Annotated in this window: 15 protein-coding genes and 2 pseudogenes; 5 read left to right on the top strand and 12 right to left on the bottom strand. The window is 38.2% G+C overall.

The annotated features are described in order from the left end of the window. Positions 1-95: 95 nt before the first annotated feature. The 5 genes and pseudogenes from ABKA15_RS03225 to ABKA15_RS03205 form a co-directional block, all read right to left on the bottom strand. Positions 96-1,160 (bottom strand): annotated as a pseudogene (locus ABKA15_RS03225) (anti sigma factor C-terminal domain-containing protein). Next, positions 1,147-1,618, bottom strand: a pseudogene (locus ABKA15_RS03220) (RNA polymerase sigma factor). Before ABKA15_RS03220 ends, ABKA15_RS03225 begins: the two co-directional pseudogenes overlap by 14 nt. A 146-nt stretch (positions 1,619-1,764) precedes the next feature. After that, on the bottom strand, positions 1,765-2,289 hold the full coding sequence (locus ABKA15_RS03215) for a hypothetical protein (RefSeq protein ID WP_186832671.1): 525 nt from the start codon (positions 2,287-2,289) through the stop codon (positions 1,765-1,767). A 58-nt stretch (positions 2,290-2,347) separates the two neighbouring features. Further along, a complete protein-coding gene (gene ppc / locus ABKA15_RS03210) occupies positions 2,348-5,047 on the bottom strand; it encodes a phosphoenolpyruvate carboxylase (protein WP_186832659.1) in 2,700 nt (899 codons plus the stop codon). Positions 5,048-5,085: 38 nt separating this feature from the next. Beyond that, positions 5,086-6,318 (bottom strand): FtsW/RodA/SpoVE family cell cycle protein, encoded by a 1,233-nt coding sequence (locus ABKA15_RS03205; protein WP_186832660.1) that lies wholly within the window; start codon positions 6,316-6,318, stop codon positions 5,086-5,088. 280 nt (positions 6,319-6,598) lie between these two features. Here ABKA15_RS03205 and ABKA15_RS03200 point away from each other — a divergent pair, with 280 nt between their 5' ends. From ABKA15_RS03200 to lysS, 5 genes are all read left to right on the top strand, one after another. Next, complete coding sequence (locus ABKA15_RS03200) at positions 6,599-7,435, top strand: glycoside hydrolase family 25 protein (RefSeq protein ID WP_186832661.1); 837 nt, start codon at positions 6,599-6,601, stop codon at positions 7,433-7,435. Positions 7,436-7,561: 126 nt separating this feature from the next. After that, a complete protein-coding gene (locus ABKA15_RS03195; RefSeq protein ID WP_106388058.1) occupies positions 7,562-8,404 on the top strand; it encodes a DUF368 domain-containing protein in 843 nt (280 codons plus the stop codon). Next, a complete protein-coding gene (locus tag ABKA15_RS03190; protein ID WP_049533096.1) occupies positions 8,404-8,886 on the top strand; it encodes an aminoacyl-tRNA deacylase in 483 nt (160 codons plus the stop codon). Before ABKA15_RS03195 ends, ABKA15_RS03190 begins: the two co-directional genes overlap by 1 nt. A gap of 12 nt (positions 8,887-8,898) precedes the next feature. Continuing rightward, positions 8,899-9,540 (top strand): histidine phosphatase family protein, encoded by a 642-nt coding sequence (locus ABKA15_RS03185; protein WP_049533097.1) that lies wholly within the window; start codon positions 8,899-8,901, stop codon positions 9,538-9,540. 83 nt (positions 9,541-9,623) lie between these two features. Further along, positions 9,624-11,111, top strand: coding sequence for a lysine--tRNA ligase (gene lysS, locus ABKA15_RS03180; RefSeq protein ID WP_106388057.1), 1,488 nt, complete (start codon positions 9,624-9,626; stop codon positions 11,109-11,111). 121 nt (positions 11,112-11,232) lie between these two features. Here the strand turns inward: lysS and ABKA15_RS03175 are convergent, their stop codons facing one another. From ABKA15_RS03175 to ABKA15_RS03145, 7 genes are all read right to left on the bottom strand, one after another. Further along, positions 11,233-11,664: a pyridoxamine 5'-phosphate oxidase family protein gene (locus ABKA15_RS03175; protein WP_186832662.1), complete on the bottom strand. Its 432-nt coding sequence runs from the start codon at positions 11,662-11,664 to the stop codon at positions 11,233-11,235. A 10-nt stretch (positions 11,665-11,674) separates the two neighbouring features. Next, a complete protein-coding gene (locus tag ABKA15_RS03170; RefSeq protein WP_106388056.1) occupies positions 11,675-12,529 on the bottom strand; it encodes a VOC family protein in 855 nt (284 codons plus the stop codon). 41 nt (positions 12,530-12,570) lie between these two features. Further along, positions 12,571-13,200, bottom strand: coding sequence for an NAD(P)-dependent oxidoreductase (locus ABKA15_RS03165; RefSeq protein WP_350015380.1), 630 nt, complete (start codon positions 13,198-13,200; stop codon positions 12,571-12,573). A gap of 136 nt (positions 13,201-13,336) precedes the next feature. Beyond that, positions 13,337-13,786 carry an Rrf2 family transcriptional regulator gene (locus ABKA15_RS03160; protein ID WP_049514361.1) on the bottom strand — a complete coding sequence of 150 codons (450 nt, stop codon included), beginning with the start codon at positions 13,784-13,786 and terminating at the stop codon, positions 13,337-13,339. Between the two features lie 66 nt (positions 13,787-13,852). Beyond that, a complete protein-coding gene (locus ABKA15_RS03155) occupies positions 13,853-14,689 on the bottom strand; it encodes a metallophosphoesterase family protein (RefSeq protein WP_049514362.1) in 837 nt (278 codons plus the stop codon). A 91-nt stretch (positions 14,690-14,780) separates the two neighbouring features. After that, positions 14,781-18,146: an FtsX-like permease family protein gene (locus ABKA15_RS03150; RefSeq protein WP_350015379.1), complete on the bottom strand. Its 3,366-nt coding sequence runs from the start codon at positions 18,144-18,146 to the stop codon at positions 14,781-14,783. A 14-nt stretch (positions 18,147-18,160) separates the two neighbouring features. Further along, positions 18,161-18,862: an ABC transporter ATP-binding protein gene (locus ABKA15_RS03145; RefSeq protein WP_049507924.1), complete on the bottom strand. Its 702-nt coding sequence runs from the start codon at positions 18,860-18,862 to the stop codon at positions 18,161-18,163. Between the last annotated feature and the right edge of the window lie 94 nt (positions 18,863-18,956).

Raw genomic sequence — 18,956 nt, 5'->3', positions numbered from 1 at the left:
TTTATAGATAGACAGTAGGCAATACAGTCTAACTTTCCTTACTATTTTATCAAATTTTCTTCAAATTGCAAGCATTTTACGCCTTTTTTATCAATTTATTCTTTGTCCAACTTGTAGTATGGTTGATTTGGTGTAGAAGCCCCAATACTTGATGCGTAAATCCACTCCTTACCTTCCAACTAAGCAAAATTTTCAGCTTTTCCTGTCAAGATGACGCCTGAGAACTCTAATTTTTCTAGGTCTTCTTTCTTAGACAAGTCTAGCTTACCAAATTTTTTCAAGTAGGTTTTAATGTCATCTGACGGAGTTACATTATTGTAGCTGCTTTTTCCAAATCCACTTTTAATATATTTCTTCAGATTAGCCAAGAATCCATCTACATCCTTCATTTTGGAAAGTCTATCACTCAATTTCTCTCCTTCTTTGAGGTTTTTAATAGATTCTTCTGCTTCCTTTTTGTGAAGATATTCTTTTTGCGTTAGATAATCTGGACTCGTACCATATAGATTGCTTGGTTGCCACCAGCTTGGATCGCTTGTTAAATTTGTACCAATCCAATACCAATTGGTCTTGAGGTTCTTAGGGATCATTGCCCAAATTTCTTTTAAACTATATGGTTTATCAAAAGTCAGAGCCACTTCTACCAGTTGATTTTTCATTTCTTTGATATAAGGAAGTTCTTGGGTTGGTTCATGGACAGATTCTCCCTTCTCCTCTTTCACATTTTTATTGTAGAATTGTGGCACTTTTTGATTATTTTCTATTTGAATAGTTGCCCCAGATTCTGTATATCTGCCAGAATTTGCATGAAAAAGAGTTCCTCGATCGATATTAAAAATTCCAAAATCTGTCTTGTATTCACCATAGTCTAGCGGAATCCCATAAATATCTTTTGCCTGTCTACCTTTAATACCACCGTGGAACATATCCCCACCATTAGCAGACCATGTATACGTTTCAATATTAGGAAAGGCTATGCTTTCAACTAGTTGTACCTCATTGACCATCTTCCAAGCTTGGTCGCTGATGAGTTTTCCCGCAATCATACGAACAGCAATATATATTCCAAAAAATACTACCACTACTGTTGTTGACCAGAGGATAATCCGCTTGATATTTCTCTTTTTGTTTTTCTTTGCAACGATTTCAAATGTTTCCATGATAATATCCTTTCTTTTCCAAAATCTGTCGAAGTTTCTTTCGACTGCGCATGAGCTGAACTTTGACTTTGCTCTTAGAATAATGGAGTACTTCTGCTATTTCTCCTGTTGAAAACCCTTGAAAATAATAAAGATCCAACATGATTTTATCCTGTGTTAGCAACTTTTCTACCTCCTCCACTAGAAAGTCGTAGTCTGATCCTTCAACAATCAATTGATTTTCCTTTGTAAAAAAAATCTCGTCGCAGAATTTCCATATAATGCTTATCACGCCGGTATTTGTCAATATAGCGGCGAATAGACACACGATACATCCAAGCTCGCATTTTTTCAGCAGGGATGACAAAATCAGACTCTAGCATTTTGATAAAAACATCTTGAACAACATCTTCTGCTTGCTCTTTTGGAACGCCTGAGCCTTGCAGATAATAGACGATTTCTTTCGCAAAGGCAATCAAGACTTTTTCATAATCATCTAATTTGATATTCTCATCCCCCTTCCTTCACTAGTATAACGAATTGGAAGCGTTTTTGGTTACAAGGATATAAAAAAATCGGAAATAATCCGATTTTTACACTTTTTACTCTTGCCAAGACATATGAATTAATGTGTTGGTCCCAAAAATACTATTAAAGAAAAAATAACAGCAATTACAATGAAAGCAGCAACATAAATGGCACGTCTAACTGGGTGCTTGGGATTTATTGCTATACCAAGCCTTCTAGCTTCTGAAAATACTTTAGAATTTTGAAACCGATGATACTCATATAAATAACCTGCTACTAACATGCAAAATATGAAAACACATAGTAGAGAAGCCAATAATTTTTGAGTAGCAAGCGAAATGCTGTTACCAAAAGTAAGCATTACACAGATTACTATCAATAAACAAAGCAGAAAAATATAAAAGAACCAAATACTGATCTTTCTTATCTGCATATATTTTCGAGTGTTATTATTTTTTTCATTAAGGTGTCGATAATAAATATTGCCTAAAATAAGTATAATCAGCAAACTTGCCAATCCTATGAAGCTTATTAAGTTACTCATGTCAGTAAAAACACTAATACTAGCAAATAATATAAAGCCTACTGTAACAATACCATTAAAAATCTTTCTTTTACTCATCACAACTAAACCTTATTACACACAAGTATTCGTTATCATCCTACATTTTCATTCTACATCAGCCTGAGTTTCTCAGTCCTGTCGCAATTCCGTTGATTGTGATATGAATCAATCGTTCTTCATCCGAGGATAATTCTCCACGGCGTTGGCGCTTGATGAGTTCTAGCTGAATATAATTCAAAATGTTAAAGTAACGCATACGATAGTCTAAACTGTCTCGCAAGTAGGGATTTTCTTCTAACAGGTCGTCATAATCTTCAATGGCAAGAATAACATTCTTGGTTAATTGCCACTCATCCAAAATTGTATAATAAATTTCTTGTACTTCTTTATCTTCACACAATTGAGCATATTCAAAGGCGATATTCATATTCGACTTTGATAACACCATGTCTACATTGGACAAAAGCGATTGGAAGAAAGGCCAATTTTTATACATCTTTCTCAAAAAAGCTAGATTTTCTTCTGGATTTTCATCAATAAATTCTTTAAAGCTGGATCCAACACCATACCAACCAGGGAACATCACCCGACTTTGCGACCATGAAAAGACCCACGGAATGGCACGCAAACCACCGATTTCAGTAATGGTTTTACGCGCAGCCGGTCGCGAACCAATATTAAAGCTGGAAATAGCTTTGATCGGGCTTGATTCAAAGAAATAATCATAAAAATGCTCATTGCCAAAAACCAAATCACGATAAATTTGATAGCTTCGTTCCACTATCTGATCCATAATGCGCTCGTAGCGGTTAGACGTGTTGGTATCACTTTTTTTCTTAGTAATCATACGGTTAATCGTTGCCGACACTAGCATTTCTAAATTGTAATACGCTGCGTCTTTATTTCCGTATTTATTGCCAATGACTTCTCCTTGCTCTGTCAGGCGAATCCGATCATTGATACTGCGGAGAGGCTGAGAGGTAATGGCCTCATAAGTAGGTCCGCCACCACGACCAACCGTTCCACCACGACCGTGGAAGAAGGTGATTTTCACACCAAATTCATCTCCGATAGCGGTCAGTTGCTGTTGAGCTTTATAAAGAGTCCAGCAGGATGATAAGTAACCACCGTCTTTATTGCTGTCCGAATAGCCCAACATGATTTCTTGATAATTGTCATTAGAGGCAATCCATTTCTGGGCAATTGGAAGAGATAAGTATTTCTTCATCGTGTCATAGGAATTATCCAAATCTTCAATGGTTTCAAAGAGCGGCACAATCTGTACACGCGCAAATTCTTTGTCAATGAGACCAACTTCCTTGTGCATAACAGCCAACTCTAAAAGGTCAGACACGCTCGTAGCATGAGAAATAATGGTTTGCTTAATAACCGCATCTCCTAGCTTGTCTTTCAACTCACGCGCCGTTTGAAAAATCTCTAATTCTTTTTGCAAAAGGGCAGATTTTTTAGCATGTGTTGCAGAGAGAATCCGCGGATCATAGAGAAGTTCATTTAGCAGAACGTGACATTTTTCGTCTTCAGAAAGCTCGCTATAATGCTCCACAATTCCTGCGCTCGCTAATAACTCCGCAACGCAGGCTTCATGAACACTGGAATCTTGACGCATATCAATGGAAGCAAGGTAAAAACCGAATACTTCTACTGCTTGAAGCAACTCAGTAAACTCACCAGAAATCATTGCTTCGCCTTTATTTTCAAGAAGAGACTGCTTGATAGCTAGTAAATCATGTTTAAATTCTTCAATTTTGTGGTAATGTGGCTCGGTTTTTATTTGATCAATAAAGTAAGTCTTTGTATTTTTTAGTTTTGTTTGAATATAGTAGAAGGCTCTACGATACAATTCTTTTTCGCGGTAAATAGAATTATCTTCTGACAGATAAGCCATTTCCTGCACCGCTTCACTAACTTTTACGATACCTGTTGACAAAGAAAATTCACGGTACAAATTAGCAACTTTCGTATCGTAATAGTTCATAATCACTTCACATTGGGTCAAAGCAGATTTTTTCAACGTTTCAGATGTGACATACGGATTTCCATCTCGGTCGCCACCAATCCACATTCCCATTGTTATGGGAGTTGGATTTTTCAAGTCAATCCCGTGCTGTTTGGCTAAACGCTTGTATTCTTCTGTTAAATTAGTCACCGCCTGCAAGAAAGAGCTATTGTAGTATTCCATCACATTGGTGATTTCATTGGTCACTTTTAATTTCTTCTCACGAATCATATCTGTCCGCATGATAATTTCGATATACCGACGAAGATTATTGTGCCATTTTTGCTCATTGAGCAAGCCCATTCGCACATCGCGGTATTTACGCAACAAAACGTGAATATGATTGGTCAAATCCAGCATAGTCGTTCGTTGCACTTGAGTTGGGTGAGCTGTTAAAACAGGAACCACATTCAAATGCTCCAAAATTTCAGCAGCGTTTTCCTTTTCAGCAACCGAATCAATCGTTGTGGATAATTTCCCAAGATAATCTTGCCCCACATTATTTTGATAGTTAATCTCAAAAGCCAAATCCACATCTTCTGAAATATTGATTAAAAGAGGCAGGATTGAAAAATAACGAGAAATATAAGACATTTCCTTGTTCGATAGACTTTGAACAATCTCATTTAACCCTTCATAATTTCCAGCTGCTGCTAATTCTTTTAAAGCAATAATTTTTTCAAAGGTTTCAGGACTCAGCATATTTTTTGTAACTTCTTCTAATAAGTCCGTCAGAATCGTAACTTCTTCTTTGATAACTTCTTTATTGTTGTAATTTTCTAATTTTTGAAGTGACATAATCTACACCTTTCAATAAGCCTTTGCTCAATCTAACGTTAGCGAATAATTCTTAAACCGTGATTGGTTTCTTCGATTTCTCTATACAAACTTTCTCGTTTTTCATTGGCATCAATGTTTAACACAAAAGCAATCGCTACGGATAACACCAACAAACTATTTCCACCTTGTGATAAGAAGGGGAAGGTGACACCCGTCGAAGGAATTAAGCCGGAAATTCCTCCAATATTGACAAACGTTTGTGTCAGTAGCATTCCACCGACACCAAGAGCCATCATAGAATTAAATGGATCTTTCGCTCGAATTCCCACAAGAATAATCCGCAAAATAAGGAAAAATAAGAGGGCTAAAATCAAGCTAGCACCGATAAATCCAAGTTCTTCAATAACAATGGAAAAGACGAAGTCTGTCTGTGCTTCTGGCAAATAACCACGTTTTTCGATAGAATTTCCTAATCCTAAGCCAAACCAACCGCCATTGCTCATGGCGTAATAGGAATTAGCTAGCTGGTGACCTGCGCCTGATAAATCTTTAAAGGGATTAAAAAAGGCACTAAATCGTTTTGCTACATAGCCAAACACAGGAACCTGAGCAACTTTTTCCACACCAATCAACCAGATGCCTGCTAAAACCGCTGTGGAAAGAGTGACCAATATCCCAAGAAGAGTTGAAAACCAGCGATAACCAATCCCACTAACCGTTACCATGATTAAGGTCGTCAGCAAAAGAATGGTCGCATTCCCCAAGTCAGGCAGCGCTGCCACAATCCCAATGAGCACCACGACCAGAATTCGCCAATCGTTCAGTGCGCGTGGAATCAGTTGATTTTGTGTTAAAGCCTGATAGTCATACGTTGCGATTTCATCTTGCTGATGAGAAAACCGCTGTGCTAAAAACCAAATCAGAATAATTTTTAAATACTCAGCCGGCTGGAGACTAATCGGACCAAATCGCAACCAACCATGTGCACCATTGATTCGGGCACCAAAGAAGCGAGATAAAATTAAAAGCAAGATTTCCACAAAAATAACAATGACAATCAGTCGATTGTCTTTTAAGAAATCTAACTTTATTTTGTAAATTAAAGCAATGGCAAGTAAGCTGATTGCCCAGAAAATTCCTTGATTTAAAACAGATCTGAGCGAATTTGCTCCCACCTGTACTAAAGTGGCACTTGATGTCGAATAAACAACTATCAATCCCAAAATAGATAAAATCAAATAAGGAATCAAAATGGAATAATTCAGCAGGTGGCGTTTATCAATTTTCATAGTTCACCTAATATTATTAAATTTTCACCGAACATTATACCATTTTCCAAGGTAAAAAAAAAGTATTTAACGAACGGTATTTTTTAAATCCTTGCAGTATCTAGGCTAAACTTTAACTAAAAAAAGAACAATAAGCTGAGTCTATGAAAAGGATTTATAAGCATTCTTCACCATTATGTCCAATAAACCGCTTTCTTTAATATTTCAATTTGATGACAAATACTTATTTTCTACTAATTTATTTTGCTTTTTATCTGACTTTACGTTAAAATGAAATTATATGAGAAAGAGGATTAAACCGCTTGTTGTCTTTGTCTTCTTTGTTAGCTTCATTGCGATTATTTTAGGAGCGAAGCATTATTCAGAAAGCAAGGAAACTAAACAGCAAAAGGACGCTATTACACAAACATCAGCTGCTTCTCAGTCAACTGATACTTCAGATTCTGATGAAGCAGACAAATCCTATAAACCAATCATTGACTTGTCTGGCTGGCAATTGCCAAGTGATATTAACTATGATGTACTAGCAAAAAATGTTTCTGGCGCCATTATACGCGTGCATAGCGGAGCACAAGCAAAAAAAGAAAATGCAGCTACTCACTTAAACGGAATTGATAAATCCTATCAACGCCACATAGAAGAATTTCAAAAACGAAATATTCCTGTCGCTGTCTATGCTTATGTGGCTGGTAGCAACAAGAAAGAAATGCAAAAAGCTGCCGAAAGTTTTTATAAAGCCGCTTCAAAATACAAACCTACCTACTACTGGCTAGATGTTGAAGAAAAAACTATGGATGACATGAATGCTGGTGTTGAAGCTTTTCGCGCTAAGTTAGCATCATTGGGTGCTAAGAACATCGGGATTTATGTCGGAACCTATTTCCTTGAAGAACACAGTATCTCAACTAAGAAATTCACAGCTATTTGGATTCCAACTTACGGCTATAATGACGGTTATTACAACGCTGCCCCTAAGACAGACTTGAAATATGATTTACATCAATACACATCACAAGGCTCAATTAGTGGTTTTGCACATGATGTCGATCTCAATCAGCTATCTCCTTTAAAAAATCAGACAAAAACATTTAAAAAGTTATTTGGTAATGGAAAATAATAACTCTGTAATAGTTTGAATCGAAAACTTTGCAGAGTTTTTCTTTTCTTCTCGTCCAGTTATCACTACTTTCTTGTTTCTAAATATGATATAATAACTAACATAGAAAAGTTTAGGGAGTAATGGATGATTTCTTGGTTGATAAGAATTTTTAAGGGAATTGTCATCGCGCTAGGATTTATTCTCCCCGGAGTATCTGGTGGAGTTTTAGCCGCTATTTTGGGGATTTACGAGCGGATGATTTATTTTTTAGCGCATATAAAAGAGAATTTTCGTGAAAATGTACTTTATTTTTTACCTGTTGGTATTGGAATAGTTTTAGGGATTGCACTATTTTCCCTGCCAGTTGAATATCTCTTAGAGCATTATAAAATCATTGTTTTATGGGGATTTGCAGGAGCGATTATTGGTACGATTCCAAGTTTGCTAAACGAATCTGTCAGAGAATCTGATCGCGATCGAACCGATGTCATTTGGTTCGTAGCCACTTTTTTCATTTCTGGGGTTTGCCTTTATTTCCTCAATAGTTTAGTCGGAACATTGCCAGCAAATTTCTTGACTTTTATTTTAGCTGGTGCCCTTATCGCACTGGGAATTCTCGTTCCAGGCTTGAGTCCTTCAAATTTACTTTTAATTTTGGGACTGTATTCTCCTATGCTCATCGGTTTCAAATCTTTAGATATTTTAGGAACTTTTTTACCAATTGGAATCGGCGGTCTACTCGCACTTGTAATTTTTTCAAAATCTATGCATTATGCTTTGGAAAATTATCATTCTCGAGTGTACCATTTTATCATTGGGATTGTCTTATCTAGCACTGTTCTCATCTTGGTACCAAATCATGGGAATAGCGAAAGTATTCATTATGCTAATACTTCTATCATTACCTTTGTTACTGCTGCGTTCTTCTTTGGATTAGGAACTTGGTTGGGTGCTTGGATGAACCAATTGGAGGAAAAGTATAAATAATGGCTAAAAAAACAAAAATTAAGAAAACTCTTGTAGAGCAAATTTTAACAAAAGCAAAAATTCCTCACAAAGGCCTCCAAATTAATGCTTTAGAAGGACAATTACCTGAAGAAATAGAGCGCTCACAAATTTATAAAACATTAGCTCTAACAGGTGATAAAACAGGAACAGTCATTGGAATTGTGCCCATAACAGAACACCTTGCAGAAAAAAAACTAGCTAAAATATCTGGCAACAAAAAAGTCAGCATGATTCCGCAAAAAGAGTTGGAAAAAACAACGGGTTATATCCATGGCGCAAATAATCCTGTCGGCATTCGGCAAAAACACCACTTTCCTATTTACATTGACAATTCAGCTTTAACACGCGAGACTATTATTGTCTCAGCTGGAGAATTAGGACACAGTATTGAAATAAACGCAAAGGAATTAGCAAATTTTGTCGAGGCAACCTTTGCAGACATAAAAGAGGATTCAAAATAGAAAGGAAACTGTATGAAACTCTACTTCGTTCGACACGGAAAAACTCAATGGAATTTAGAAGGACGCTTTCAAGGAGCCAATGGTGATTCACCGCTGCTTGAGACTTCTATTGAAGAATTGCACTTGCTTGGAAAACACATGGCTCACATTAAATTTGACAAGATTTTTTCAAGTGATTTACCACGCGCAATGGCAACTGCACAGATCATCTGTAGTGAAAATCAATATTCATCAGTTGTTGAACCACATACAGAGCTACGCGAATGGCAACTTGGCTCCCTAGAAGGACAGAAAATCTCTACAATTACCGCCATCTACCCTCATCAGATGCAAGCTTTTCGTCATAATTTGGCAAAATTCAACAACTCTATTTTTGGTGCAGAATCGGTCTATAATACTACACGACGTACAATAGACTTCATTAAATCACAAAAAGGACAATCTTATGAAAATCTTCTTTTTGTTGGTCATGGAGCGAATTTAACTGCTTCTTTACGTTTGTTATTAGGGTATGACTTTGCTCAACTTCGTCAGCAGGGCGGTCTTACAAATGGAAGTGTCACCATTCTTGAAACACAAGATTTTGAACATTTTACACTTCTTGATTGGAACAATGTTGACCACTTAAAAACAATTGAAACCGTGAGCGTATAAAATCACGGTTTTTTCTTTATTTATAGGTGAATTTCTGCCTTATTTATGATAGAATGAGGAAGGTAAACTTTAGGAGGAAGAATATGACTACTGAACATATTGAAGAATTAAATGACCAGCAGCTGATTCGTCGTGAAAAAATGGCTGCTTTAGCAGAACAAGGTATTGACCCATTTGGTAAACGTTTTGAACGTACTGCAGATTCTGCCCAACTAAAAGAAAAATATAATGATAAAACAAAAGAAGAACTGCACGAATTAGCTGAAATTGCTACAATTGCTGGCCGCCTTATGACCAAGCGTGGTAAAGGAAAAGTCGGTTTTGCTCATATCCAAGACCGTGAAGGTCAAATTCAAATCTATGTCAGAAAAGATACTGTCGGCGAAGAGAATTATCAAATTTTCAAAAAAGCAGATATTGGCGACTTCCTTGGTATTGAAGGTGAGGTTATGCGTACAGATATGGGAGAGCTTTCGATTAAAGCAACTCACATTACACACCTCTCTAAAGCACTTCGTCCATTACCAGAAAAATTCCATGGACTAACAGACGTTGAAACGATTTATCGTAAGCGTTATTTGGATTTGATTTCCAATCGTGAAAGCTTTGAACGCTTCGTGACTCGTAGCCGCATCGTTTCTGAAATCCGTCGCTATCTTGACAACCAAGGATTCCTTGAAGTTGAAACGCCTGTGCTACATAACGAAGCCGGTGGTGCTGCTGCTCGTCCATTTATTACTCATCACAATGCACAAAATATTGATATGGTACTTCGTATCGCAACCGAATTGCACTTAAAACGTCTGATTGTTGGTGGTATGGAGCGTGTCTATGAAATGGGACGCATTTTCCGTAATGAAGGTATGGACGCTACTCATAATCCTGAGTTCACTACAATCGAGGCTTATCAGGCTTACGCAGACTTTGAAGATATCATGGACTTGACGGAAGGAATTATCCAAAGTGCGGCGAAAGCTGTCACAGATGCTGAAAGTGTCCCTTATCAAGGTACTGAAATCTTTATCGGTCGCAAATTTGCACGTAAACACATGCTAGAAGCCATTAAAGAACAAACTGGCATTGATTTCTGGAAAGATATGACTCTCGAAGAAGCAACTGCGCTGGCTAAAGAACATCATGTAACAGTTGAAAAACACTTTACGGTTGGTCACATTATCAATGCTTTCTTTGAAGACTTCGTTGAAGATACCTTAATTCAGCCTACATTTATCTATGGTCATCCGGTAGAAGTATCTCCACTAGCTAAGAAAAATGCGGATGACCCACGCTTTACAGACCGCTTTGAACTCTTTATCGTTGGACGTGAATTTGCCAACGCCTTTACCGAGTTGAACGACCCAATCGACCAATTAGCGCGTTTTGAAGCGCAAGCTAAAGCCAAGGAACTCGGAGATGATGAAGCAACTGGTATCGACTACGATTACGTAGAAGCTCTTGAATACGGCATGCCACCAACTGGAGGTCTCGGAATTGGAATTGACCGCTTGATTATGCTGTTGACAGATGTCACTTCTATCCGTGATGTATTACTGTTCCCTACGATGAAATAAATCAACAAAAACGAGAGACTCTTCTCGAACCGCTCCCTGTCAAATAGACGTTAAAAAATAAAAGAAACACAACGAGCTTGCCTCTCTTAAAATGAGAAACAGGATTGCTGTGTTTTTTCTTTTACAGTTTAATTTCAAAATTATCTTGAAAAGGGGGCAGTTGGCTTAAATCATAAAATTCTCCCTTTGCACGCTTAAAACGAAAGACTTCTAGAAAGGAACGCCCTTCTTCTGTTGGATAAATGTCATACATATAGGGATTCGTTGCAAGAAGTTCCTCCAGCTTTTCTTTGCCTATATGCTCTGCCTGACCTATCAAAGTAATGGACTTGCGCTCCATGGTACCATTCACCTGCTTCATACCAGTCACCGACGCACGTCCATCATCTTTCAAATGTTTAAACAATGACTTAAAGGAGGCTGTCAAGAAATAAACAGTCTGTCCATCTTCAAGCATCATAACTATAACAGAAGTACGAGGATTTCCTGCCTCATCAACTGTTGCCACCACAACCGAGCGAATCTCTTGAACCAAAGTTTTAAGGTAATCCATTATATTCCTCCTACTTGACCTTGCGCACCAAAAAAGCAATCCCATTTTGGTCGGTAAAAAGGAGTTCTGACGAGGACAACCACTCACTTCTTCCGCCCTTAGTTTGAGCTTGTTCATGGATAGCAACCAATTGCTCCTTATCAGTTACTTCTGCGGTAAAATAGGCCAGACCCAGCTGGTCAGGTTGACGCTGTTCTAAATTAGGTCCTCCCCATTCATTAACGGCTAAATGGTGATGATAAGCACCAGAAGCAAGCCAACTGGCTGAAGGAAGGCTAAATTTTTCAGACAAGCCCAATACTGCTTGATAAAATTGACTAGCAGCTCTGCCATTGTTCACCGACAGGTGAATATGACCCATGCGAGTTCCTGCAGCGATTGTGAAAGGCTCTAACTCTCGACCCAGTTCATAAATGGATTGAGCGTCCAGCTCTTCGGTCACTCCGATAATCCGACCATCTTCACGAATATCCCACTCGGACACTGGCTTGTCCCAATAAAGTTCGATGCCATTTCCTTCCAAATCTTCCAGATAAATAGCTTCACTGTAACCATGATCTGCTCCTCCTACCAAAGGAATCTGATATTCTAGCAAATGTTTTAGAATATCAGCCAAGTCCTGACGAGAAGGCAAGAGAAGCGCCATGTGATAAAGACCGTAAAGCTGACGAATCGGAGTTTTATCTTGAACTTCCCTCAAGTGTACTAAAGCTTTTTCGCCACGACCAAGAATGACTTCTTGTTCTGTCTGGAGCAAAATTTCCAGACCTAGTATCTGATGATAAAAAGTTGTTTGTCGTTCAAGATTTTGAACATTGAGTACAACTTCAGCTAAATAAATATGACTTTTATAGGGATAATTCATTATATTCCTCCTAAATAAGTACAGAGCACTTCATCTGTTTTCTATTTTCCTAAAACTGAAATCCGTTCTTGAATATGTTTTCCAGATTCGATTTCATCGACAAAAGCAATAGCGTAATCAGCATAAGAAATCTTACTTTCTCCTGCTTCATTAACTGTAAAGAAATCGCCCGCTAAGATATACTCACCCGTACGAGCACCATCTGGTATAAATTCTGCTGCTGGGCTGACAAAGGTCCAATTCAAATCTTTCTTTGTACGAAGCAAGTCCAATTCATAGGCTTGAGCACTAGCAAGTAGTTTATAATCTGCAGGAAATTCTGCTGTATCTACCAAGCGGACTTTCTTTTCCTTATCAACATAAAGACTACCAGCACCACCCACAACTAGTAAACGCATACTTGTGCCTGCCAACAAATCATTGAAATGCTCAATAGATTTGCTGTGAAGTGGCAACGTTTCTGGTGTCCAAGCCCCAAAAGCTGTAGCGACCACATCATAACCTGCCAAATCTTCTTTTATCAAATCAAATAAGTCCTTTTTAAGTAGGTGCTGTGCTTGTGTTTTATTTTCAGAACGAACAATAGCTGTTACATCGTGTCCACGTTTTACAGCTTCTTCAACGATGAGTTGCCCTGCTTTTCCATTTGCTGCTACGACTGCGATTTTCATAGTGATTTCCTCCGAAATTGTTTGTTATTTTTGGTTGTAACTTTTTATATTACAACAACAGTATATCACATTTAGTTGTAATGTCAATAGTTACAACTTAGAACTTTCAAGATTATTCCAAAAAACAATCCATTCCTCACGAAACGGATTGCTTTTTTATCTCTTCTTGGGCAGATGCAACGACATCTGCCAGACTGGTCTTGCTCAATTCTTTTTCCATTGCTGCTTGAATTTCTGCTAATTTATCATCTAAAACTAAATGAATATTTCTGCCAATGGGACAAGATGGATTGGGATGTTCATGAAAGCTAAAGAGTTGCCCAGATTTGCCTAGACTTTCTACTGCTTGATAGACATCCAAGAGGGTAATGTCTTTTAAATCTTTTCTGATGATAGCTCCGCCCGTTCCACGCGCTACAGAAATCAAATCTGCACTTTTCAATTGTGATAATGTCTTGCGAATAATGACAGGATTTACTCCAACGCTATCAGCTAAAAAATCACTAGTTACCTTATGTTCTTGACATTCTAGTGCTATAACAGTCAACATGTGCGTAGCAATGGTAAAGCGACTCGAAATTTGCATGTAAAAACTCCCTTCATTTGCTGATTCTATTACTAGTATACTTTATTTACGTTGTAACTTCAAGTATTACTTCTCAAAAAACTCCTTGAGATGCGCAACATAATCTTCTCGCTCACTAATCGCCCGAAGTAAATCATGGTTATGCGTATGATGAATTCCATTGACCAGACTTTCGTAGTACACTTCATAATAGGGAAGCTTATACTCTCTCGCCATTTCCAGTTCTTTATTTACATCATAAGCGACTCGCCTAAAGTCAACATCCGCTAAGCCTTGTTCATCAATTTTTAAAATAGCATACTGAGCTCGCAGATCCTTTCGCAAACAAGCATCTAGAAAGAAAGGCTGACCGATAGAGCCTGGATTGATAATCATCTGTCCACCCGTCGCATAACGAAGAAATTGCTGATGAATATGACCATAAATAGCAATTGCACAATGATTTCCTTCAAACAGGCGATCAAAGTTCTCTTGTTGACCAATGTGAATCAACTCTCGGCCCCAATTTTTATCTGGCAAATGATGAGTCACAGCGATTTCTAAATCGCCAACTTTTGTCAAAAGCTGCGAAGGCAATTCATGCAATCGGTCTAGTTCTTCAGGTGTGACTTCTTCCAAAAGATACTGGCATAAACAAACCATATATAAATGACTAGGGCGACTGATATCTAATTTCCCATGAAGAGCATTCCAAATGCTATCTTCCCAATTTCCCCGTACTTGGAGACTGATTGGCAAAGCAGCCATTAAGTCAAGAATCTTCCTTCGCCCCGTTCCCGGCGCCAACAAATCTCCCAAAAACCAGTAATCGGTCACCTGTTCCTTTTTGGCATCTGCTAACACAGCTTCTAAAGCTGTCGTATTCCCATGAATATCTGATAATAAAGCAATTTTTCGTTTCATTGTATCGTTTCGTCTGTCCTTTATAAAAATATTATAACAAACCAAGAAAAAACTTCCACTCCCAAGTTTGAGTGAAAGTTTTACTGCCTCATCAATCTACTGATTTCAATGCTTCCAACATGTCAATGCGTCTCAATATTGCATTGACCATAAAGCCTAAGATAATCAAAATCATGATGATAGAAAAGACTGGCACAAGATATACAAACACCGATACGGTCGGATTGAGAAGAAAGGCATCTGGAGCAATCGTCTCTAAAAGGGAGCGATGTAAGATATTCCCCAAAAACAAGCCTACAATAATACCAATAACAGACAAAAGAATGGTCTCTCGATAAATATAAAGCGTGACTTCTTTATTATGAAATCCCAATACTTTAATCGTTGATAATTCTCGAATCCGCTCTGCAACATTGATATTCATCAAGTTGTAAAGAATCACAACGGCTAGTAAAATAGAGACAAAAGTTAAAATCTGCATTACAAAGCCAAGAGATTTAACAATGACATCAATTTGTTTCAAAATGCCTGTATTTTGTACGACTGCTCGCACGCCTGTTAATTTCATGAAGGCTGCTGCGGTATCTTGTACATTTTTACTAGAGGAATCTTTCAATTTTATCAGATAAGCATTTTCTTGGAACTTACGAGCAAATACCGTTTGATAATAGTCCTGATTCATAAAGATAAAATGCCCTGCGTACATTTCAGTGATACCAGAAACTTTGATTTTATAGCGTTTTCCTTCGTTGGATGTCACCTCAAAAGTATCTCCAACAGAAACATGCATAATGGTTGCTAATTTCTGAGAAATGACCGCTCCATGCGAAGACAAGTTCAAGCTCGCTTTGCTTTGACTATCATATAACTCTATGAAATGATGAAAATCCTTGCCTGTTGTCACAAATAACGCGAGAGACTGTTCATCTTTAGTACCCTTGATTTTTTTGGTAAATGTTTCTTGATAAATACCGCGTTTTTTAGCTATTTTTTTATCTGCTAATAAATGATTGATTGCTGCTTGCTCGTCTGATTTGAGATGCTGTTTTTGCGAAATGACCGCATCATATTTGATAATTTCTCCATACTGACGATTTCCTATACCTGCCATAGAAGATGACAAACCGAGACCAGCAAATAAAAGGGCGACGGAGCCTGCCACACCAAAAATGGTCATCAACATTCTTTGCTTGTAACGAAAGATATTTCGAGCTGTCACTTTTTGCGTAAAGCTGAGTCGACGCCAAATGAAGTCAATCCGCTCTAGCAAGATTTTTGAGCCTTTGGTAGGTGCCTTAGGCAACAATAATTGAGATGGTTTTTCTTTCAACTCTTTGTGAGCAATATAAAGGGCTGGTACAACACCACACAAGACCGAGCACACGAAAGCAATGAGACTAATTCCCCAATAAAAGTCTAATCGCAATGCTGGATAAGTGGAGGTTTTAAAAATCGTTTTCCCTAAGATGTAGGGTAAGAAATAAGTACCTAACAAACTTCCTATTACTGTACCTAGCAAGCTTGAAACCAAGCCATAGATGACAAATTTCTTAACGACATCTTGGTTCCGATAACCCAAAGCTTTTAAAACACCTGCATTTGTGCGTTCTTCGCTGACAAAACGTGTCATTGTCGTTACCGTTACAAGGGCAGCTACCAGATATAGTACAATCGGGAAAGCATTCCCTACAGCTGAGATTCCATAAGCACGATTCCCCGTTGTTGTGTACTCGTCAGCTCCTGGAAATGTCCGACGTGTATACACGTGGTAGGTTGGTACAGACAAGCCAGCTACTTCATCTTTTGCCTTTTGAATGTCTGCTTGCCCATTTTTTATTTTTGTTTCAGCATCTTTCTTTTGCTTTTCGTATTCAGTTTTTTTATCGTTCAATGTTGCCTGAACTTGGTTCAATTGCGTCTGACCATCTGCGATTTGTTGTTTTGCTTGCACCAATTGGGCTTGACCTGCTTGGTATTCGACTTGTTTATTTCTTAAGGTTGCCTGACCACTTTGATATTGAGCCAAGCCTGCGTCATATTCAGCTTGTTTCGCATTCAATGCCTCAGCCGCAGATTGATATTGGACAAACCCAATTTGATAAACTGCTTCTTGTTTTTGATACTGTACCAGTCCAGCTTGTAACTCGGCTTGTTTTTTTTCTAATTCTGCACGCGCAAGATTTAATTTCGTTTCTTCTTGTGCTAGTTTAGTTTGTGCTGCCACAATTTCTGGCACTGTTGCTGGATCAATTCCTTGCGCTTGCAACGCAGCTATCTTTACCTGCAAATCAGCTTTTGCAGCCGCAAGTTGCGTTTGACCTTTTTCTAATTCGACCTGTGCTGCGGCTAATGTAGCTTGACTGTTTGCTAGATTTTCTTTTGTAACAGACAATTGACTAGCTGCCTGATCTAATTGGGTTTTCGTTTGGTTCAATTGTGCCCAACCTGAAGACAGTTGAGCGGTGGCTGTATCTAATTTTTCTTTCGAGCTTGCTAAAGTTTGTTCAGCCTGTGCAATTTGAGCAGCTCCTTGCGCAAGTAAGCTTTCTTTTTCAGTTACCTGACCTTGAGCAGCCTCTAAATCTGCTCTTTTTTGATCAATTTGATCCTGTGCAACCGCTAGTTGCTGTCTGGCATCTGTCAATGCTTGTTGAGAAGTTCGAATGTTTGCTTCTCCGTCCGCAATTTTTGTCTGTGCTTGTTTTTTTATCTCTGACAAACGATTTTTCCCATTATCAGCCACTAGCTTTTCCAGCTCATTTTCATACTGTTTTACCTTTTTTCGATAGTAGTCTCCAAAAGAATTAAGTGCTTTTAAATCGTCATACTTCAAACGAGCAACTGTATAGACTGAACTTTGAAATGTTTTTGGCATCACCACTGCATAAGCAGATAAGGTCCCACTCCCTGAGTTAGAATTGCCAAGAGAAATCGTCGAAGCCAATTCACTTGAATTGACGAATCCCGTCACCGTAAAGGTATGCTGCTTCAAAGCATAATCATTGGTTCCTTCCTCGTTTAAAGTAATGCTATCGCCAATCTTGTACTTTCCTTGATAAAAACTAGCCAAAGCCACTTGATTTTCCTTGCTTGGAAAATGACCTGAGACAAGCTTGAACTTAGAAATATTAGTTGTCTGAGAAAAAACTCGAACAGAAGTTGAGCTATCTCCAACCACCGTATCTGTAAAATAACCATATTCTACCTGTGCATTTGGAACTGCATTCAGTTCTTTTTGGTCAGCTTTGCTGATACCATAATCTGACATCACTGCCAAATCCATCATTTTCATCTGTGAAAGATAACGATTGGCTGAATTTTCAATGTCTGGACTGGCTGCTTTCAGTCCTACTAGCGCAAAAGAACCTAACATCATCAAAAACATAATGGACAGAAAGCGTCCTTTGGACTGACGAAAAGAGAGCCAGATATCCTTATTTAGAATGAATTTTTTCATATCACCACTCCTCACTAATACTCTAGACTTGCAATATCTTGAGGATGTTCATTCAAAGTGACGGACTGAATCCGTGCATCATGCATACGAATCACGCGGTCTGCAATCGGAGCTAACGCACCATTGTGAGTCACGATAATCACTGTCGCACCTTGCTTGCGCGACATATCTTGAAGGATTTGCAGTACTTGCTTACCTGTTTTATAGTCCAATGCTCCTGTTGGTTCATCACAAAGCAAAATTTTAGGATTTTTTGCCACGGCACGCGCAATGGAAACCCGTTGCTGCTCGCCGCCAGATAATTGAGCAGGAAAATTATGCAGTCGATTTCCCAAACCAACTGCTGCTAGTGCCTCTGCTGCATCCTGTGCATCTTGAACAATTTCTGAAGCTAGCTCAACATTTTCTAACGCCGTCAGATTGGGAACTAAATTATAAAATTGAAAGACGAAACCAACATCATTTCTCCGATAGTCCGTCAACTGGTGAGCGTTGTAATGTGCTATATTTTGCCCATCAATCAGGACATCTCCCTCGTCATTGCTGTCCATTCCACCAAGAATGTTCAGAATCGTCGATTTTCCAGCACCAGAAGCTCCAAGAATGATGACCAATTCTCCTTTTTCGATGTCAAAAGAGATATCATTGTTGGCAATAATTTCTGTGTCTCCCATTTGATATCGTTTGTAACTATGCTTCATTTCAATATAAGCCATCGTCTTTTCCTCTTTCAGTTTCCATGTCCAATTAAATAAACAAGCTGTTGATTAGATCCTATCTTTATTATAAAATAGACTTAACATAAAGGCA

Origin of the sequence: Streptococcus sp. KHUD_010, assembly GCF_040207525.1 — a bacterium.
Lineage (GTDB): Bacteria > Bacillota > Bacilli > Lactobacillales > Streptococcaceae > Streptococcus > Streptococcus hominis.
The sequence above is the reverse complement of the archived record's forward strand: the minus strand, read 5'-3'. Positions and strand labels throughout refer to the sequence as shown.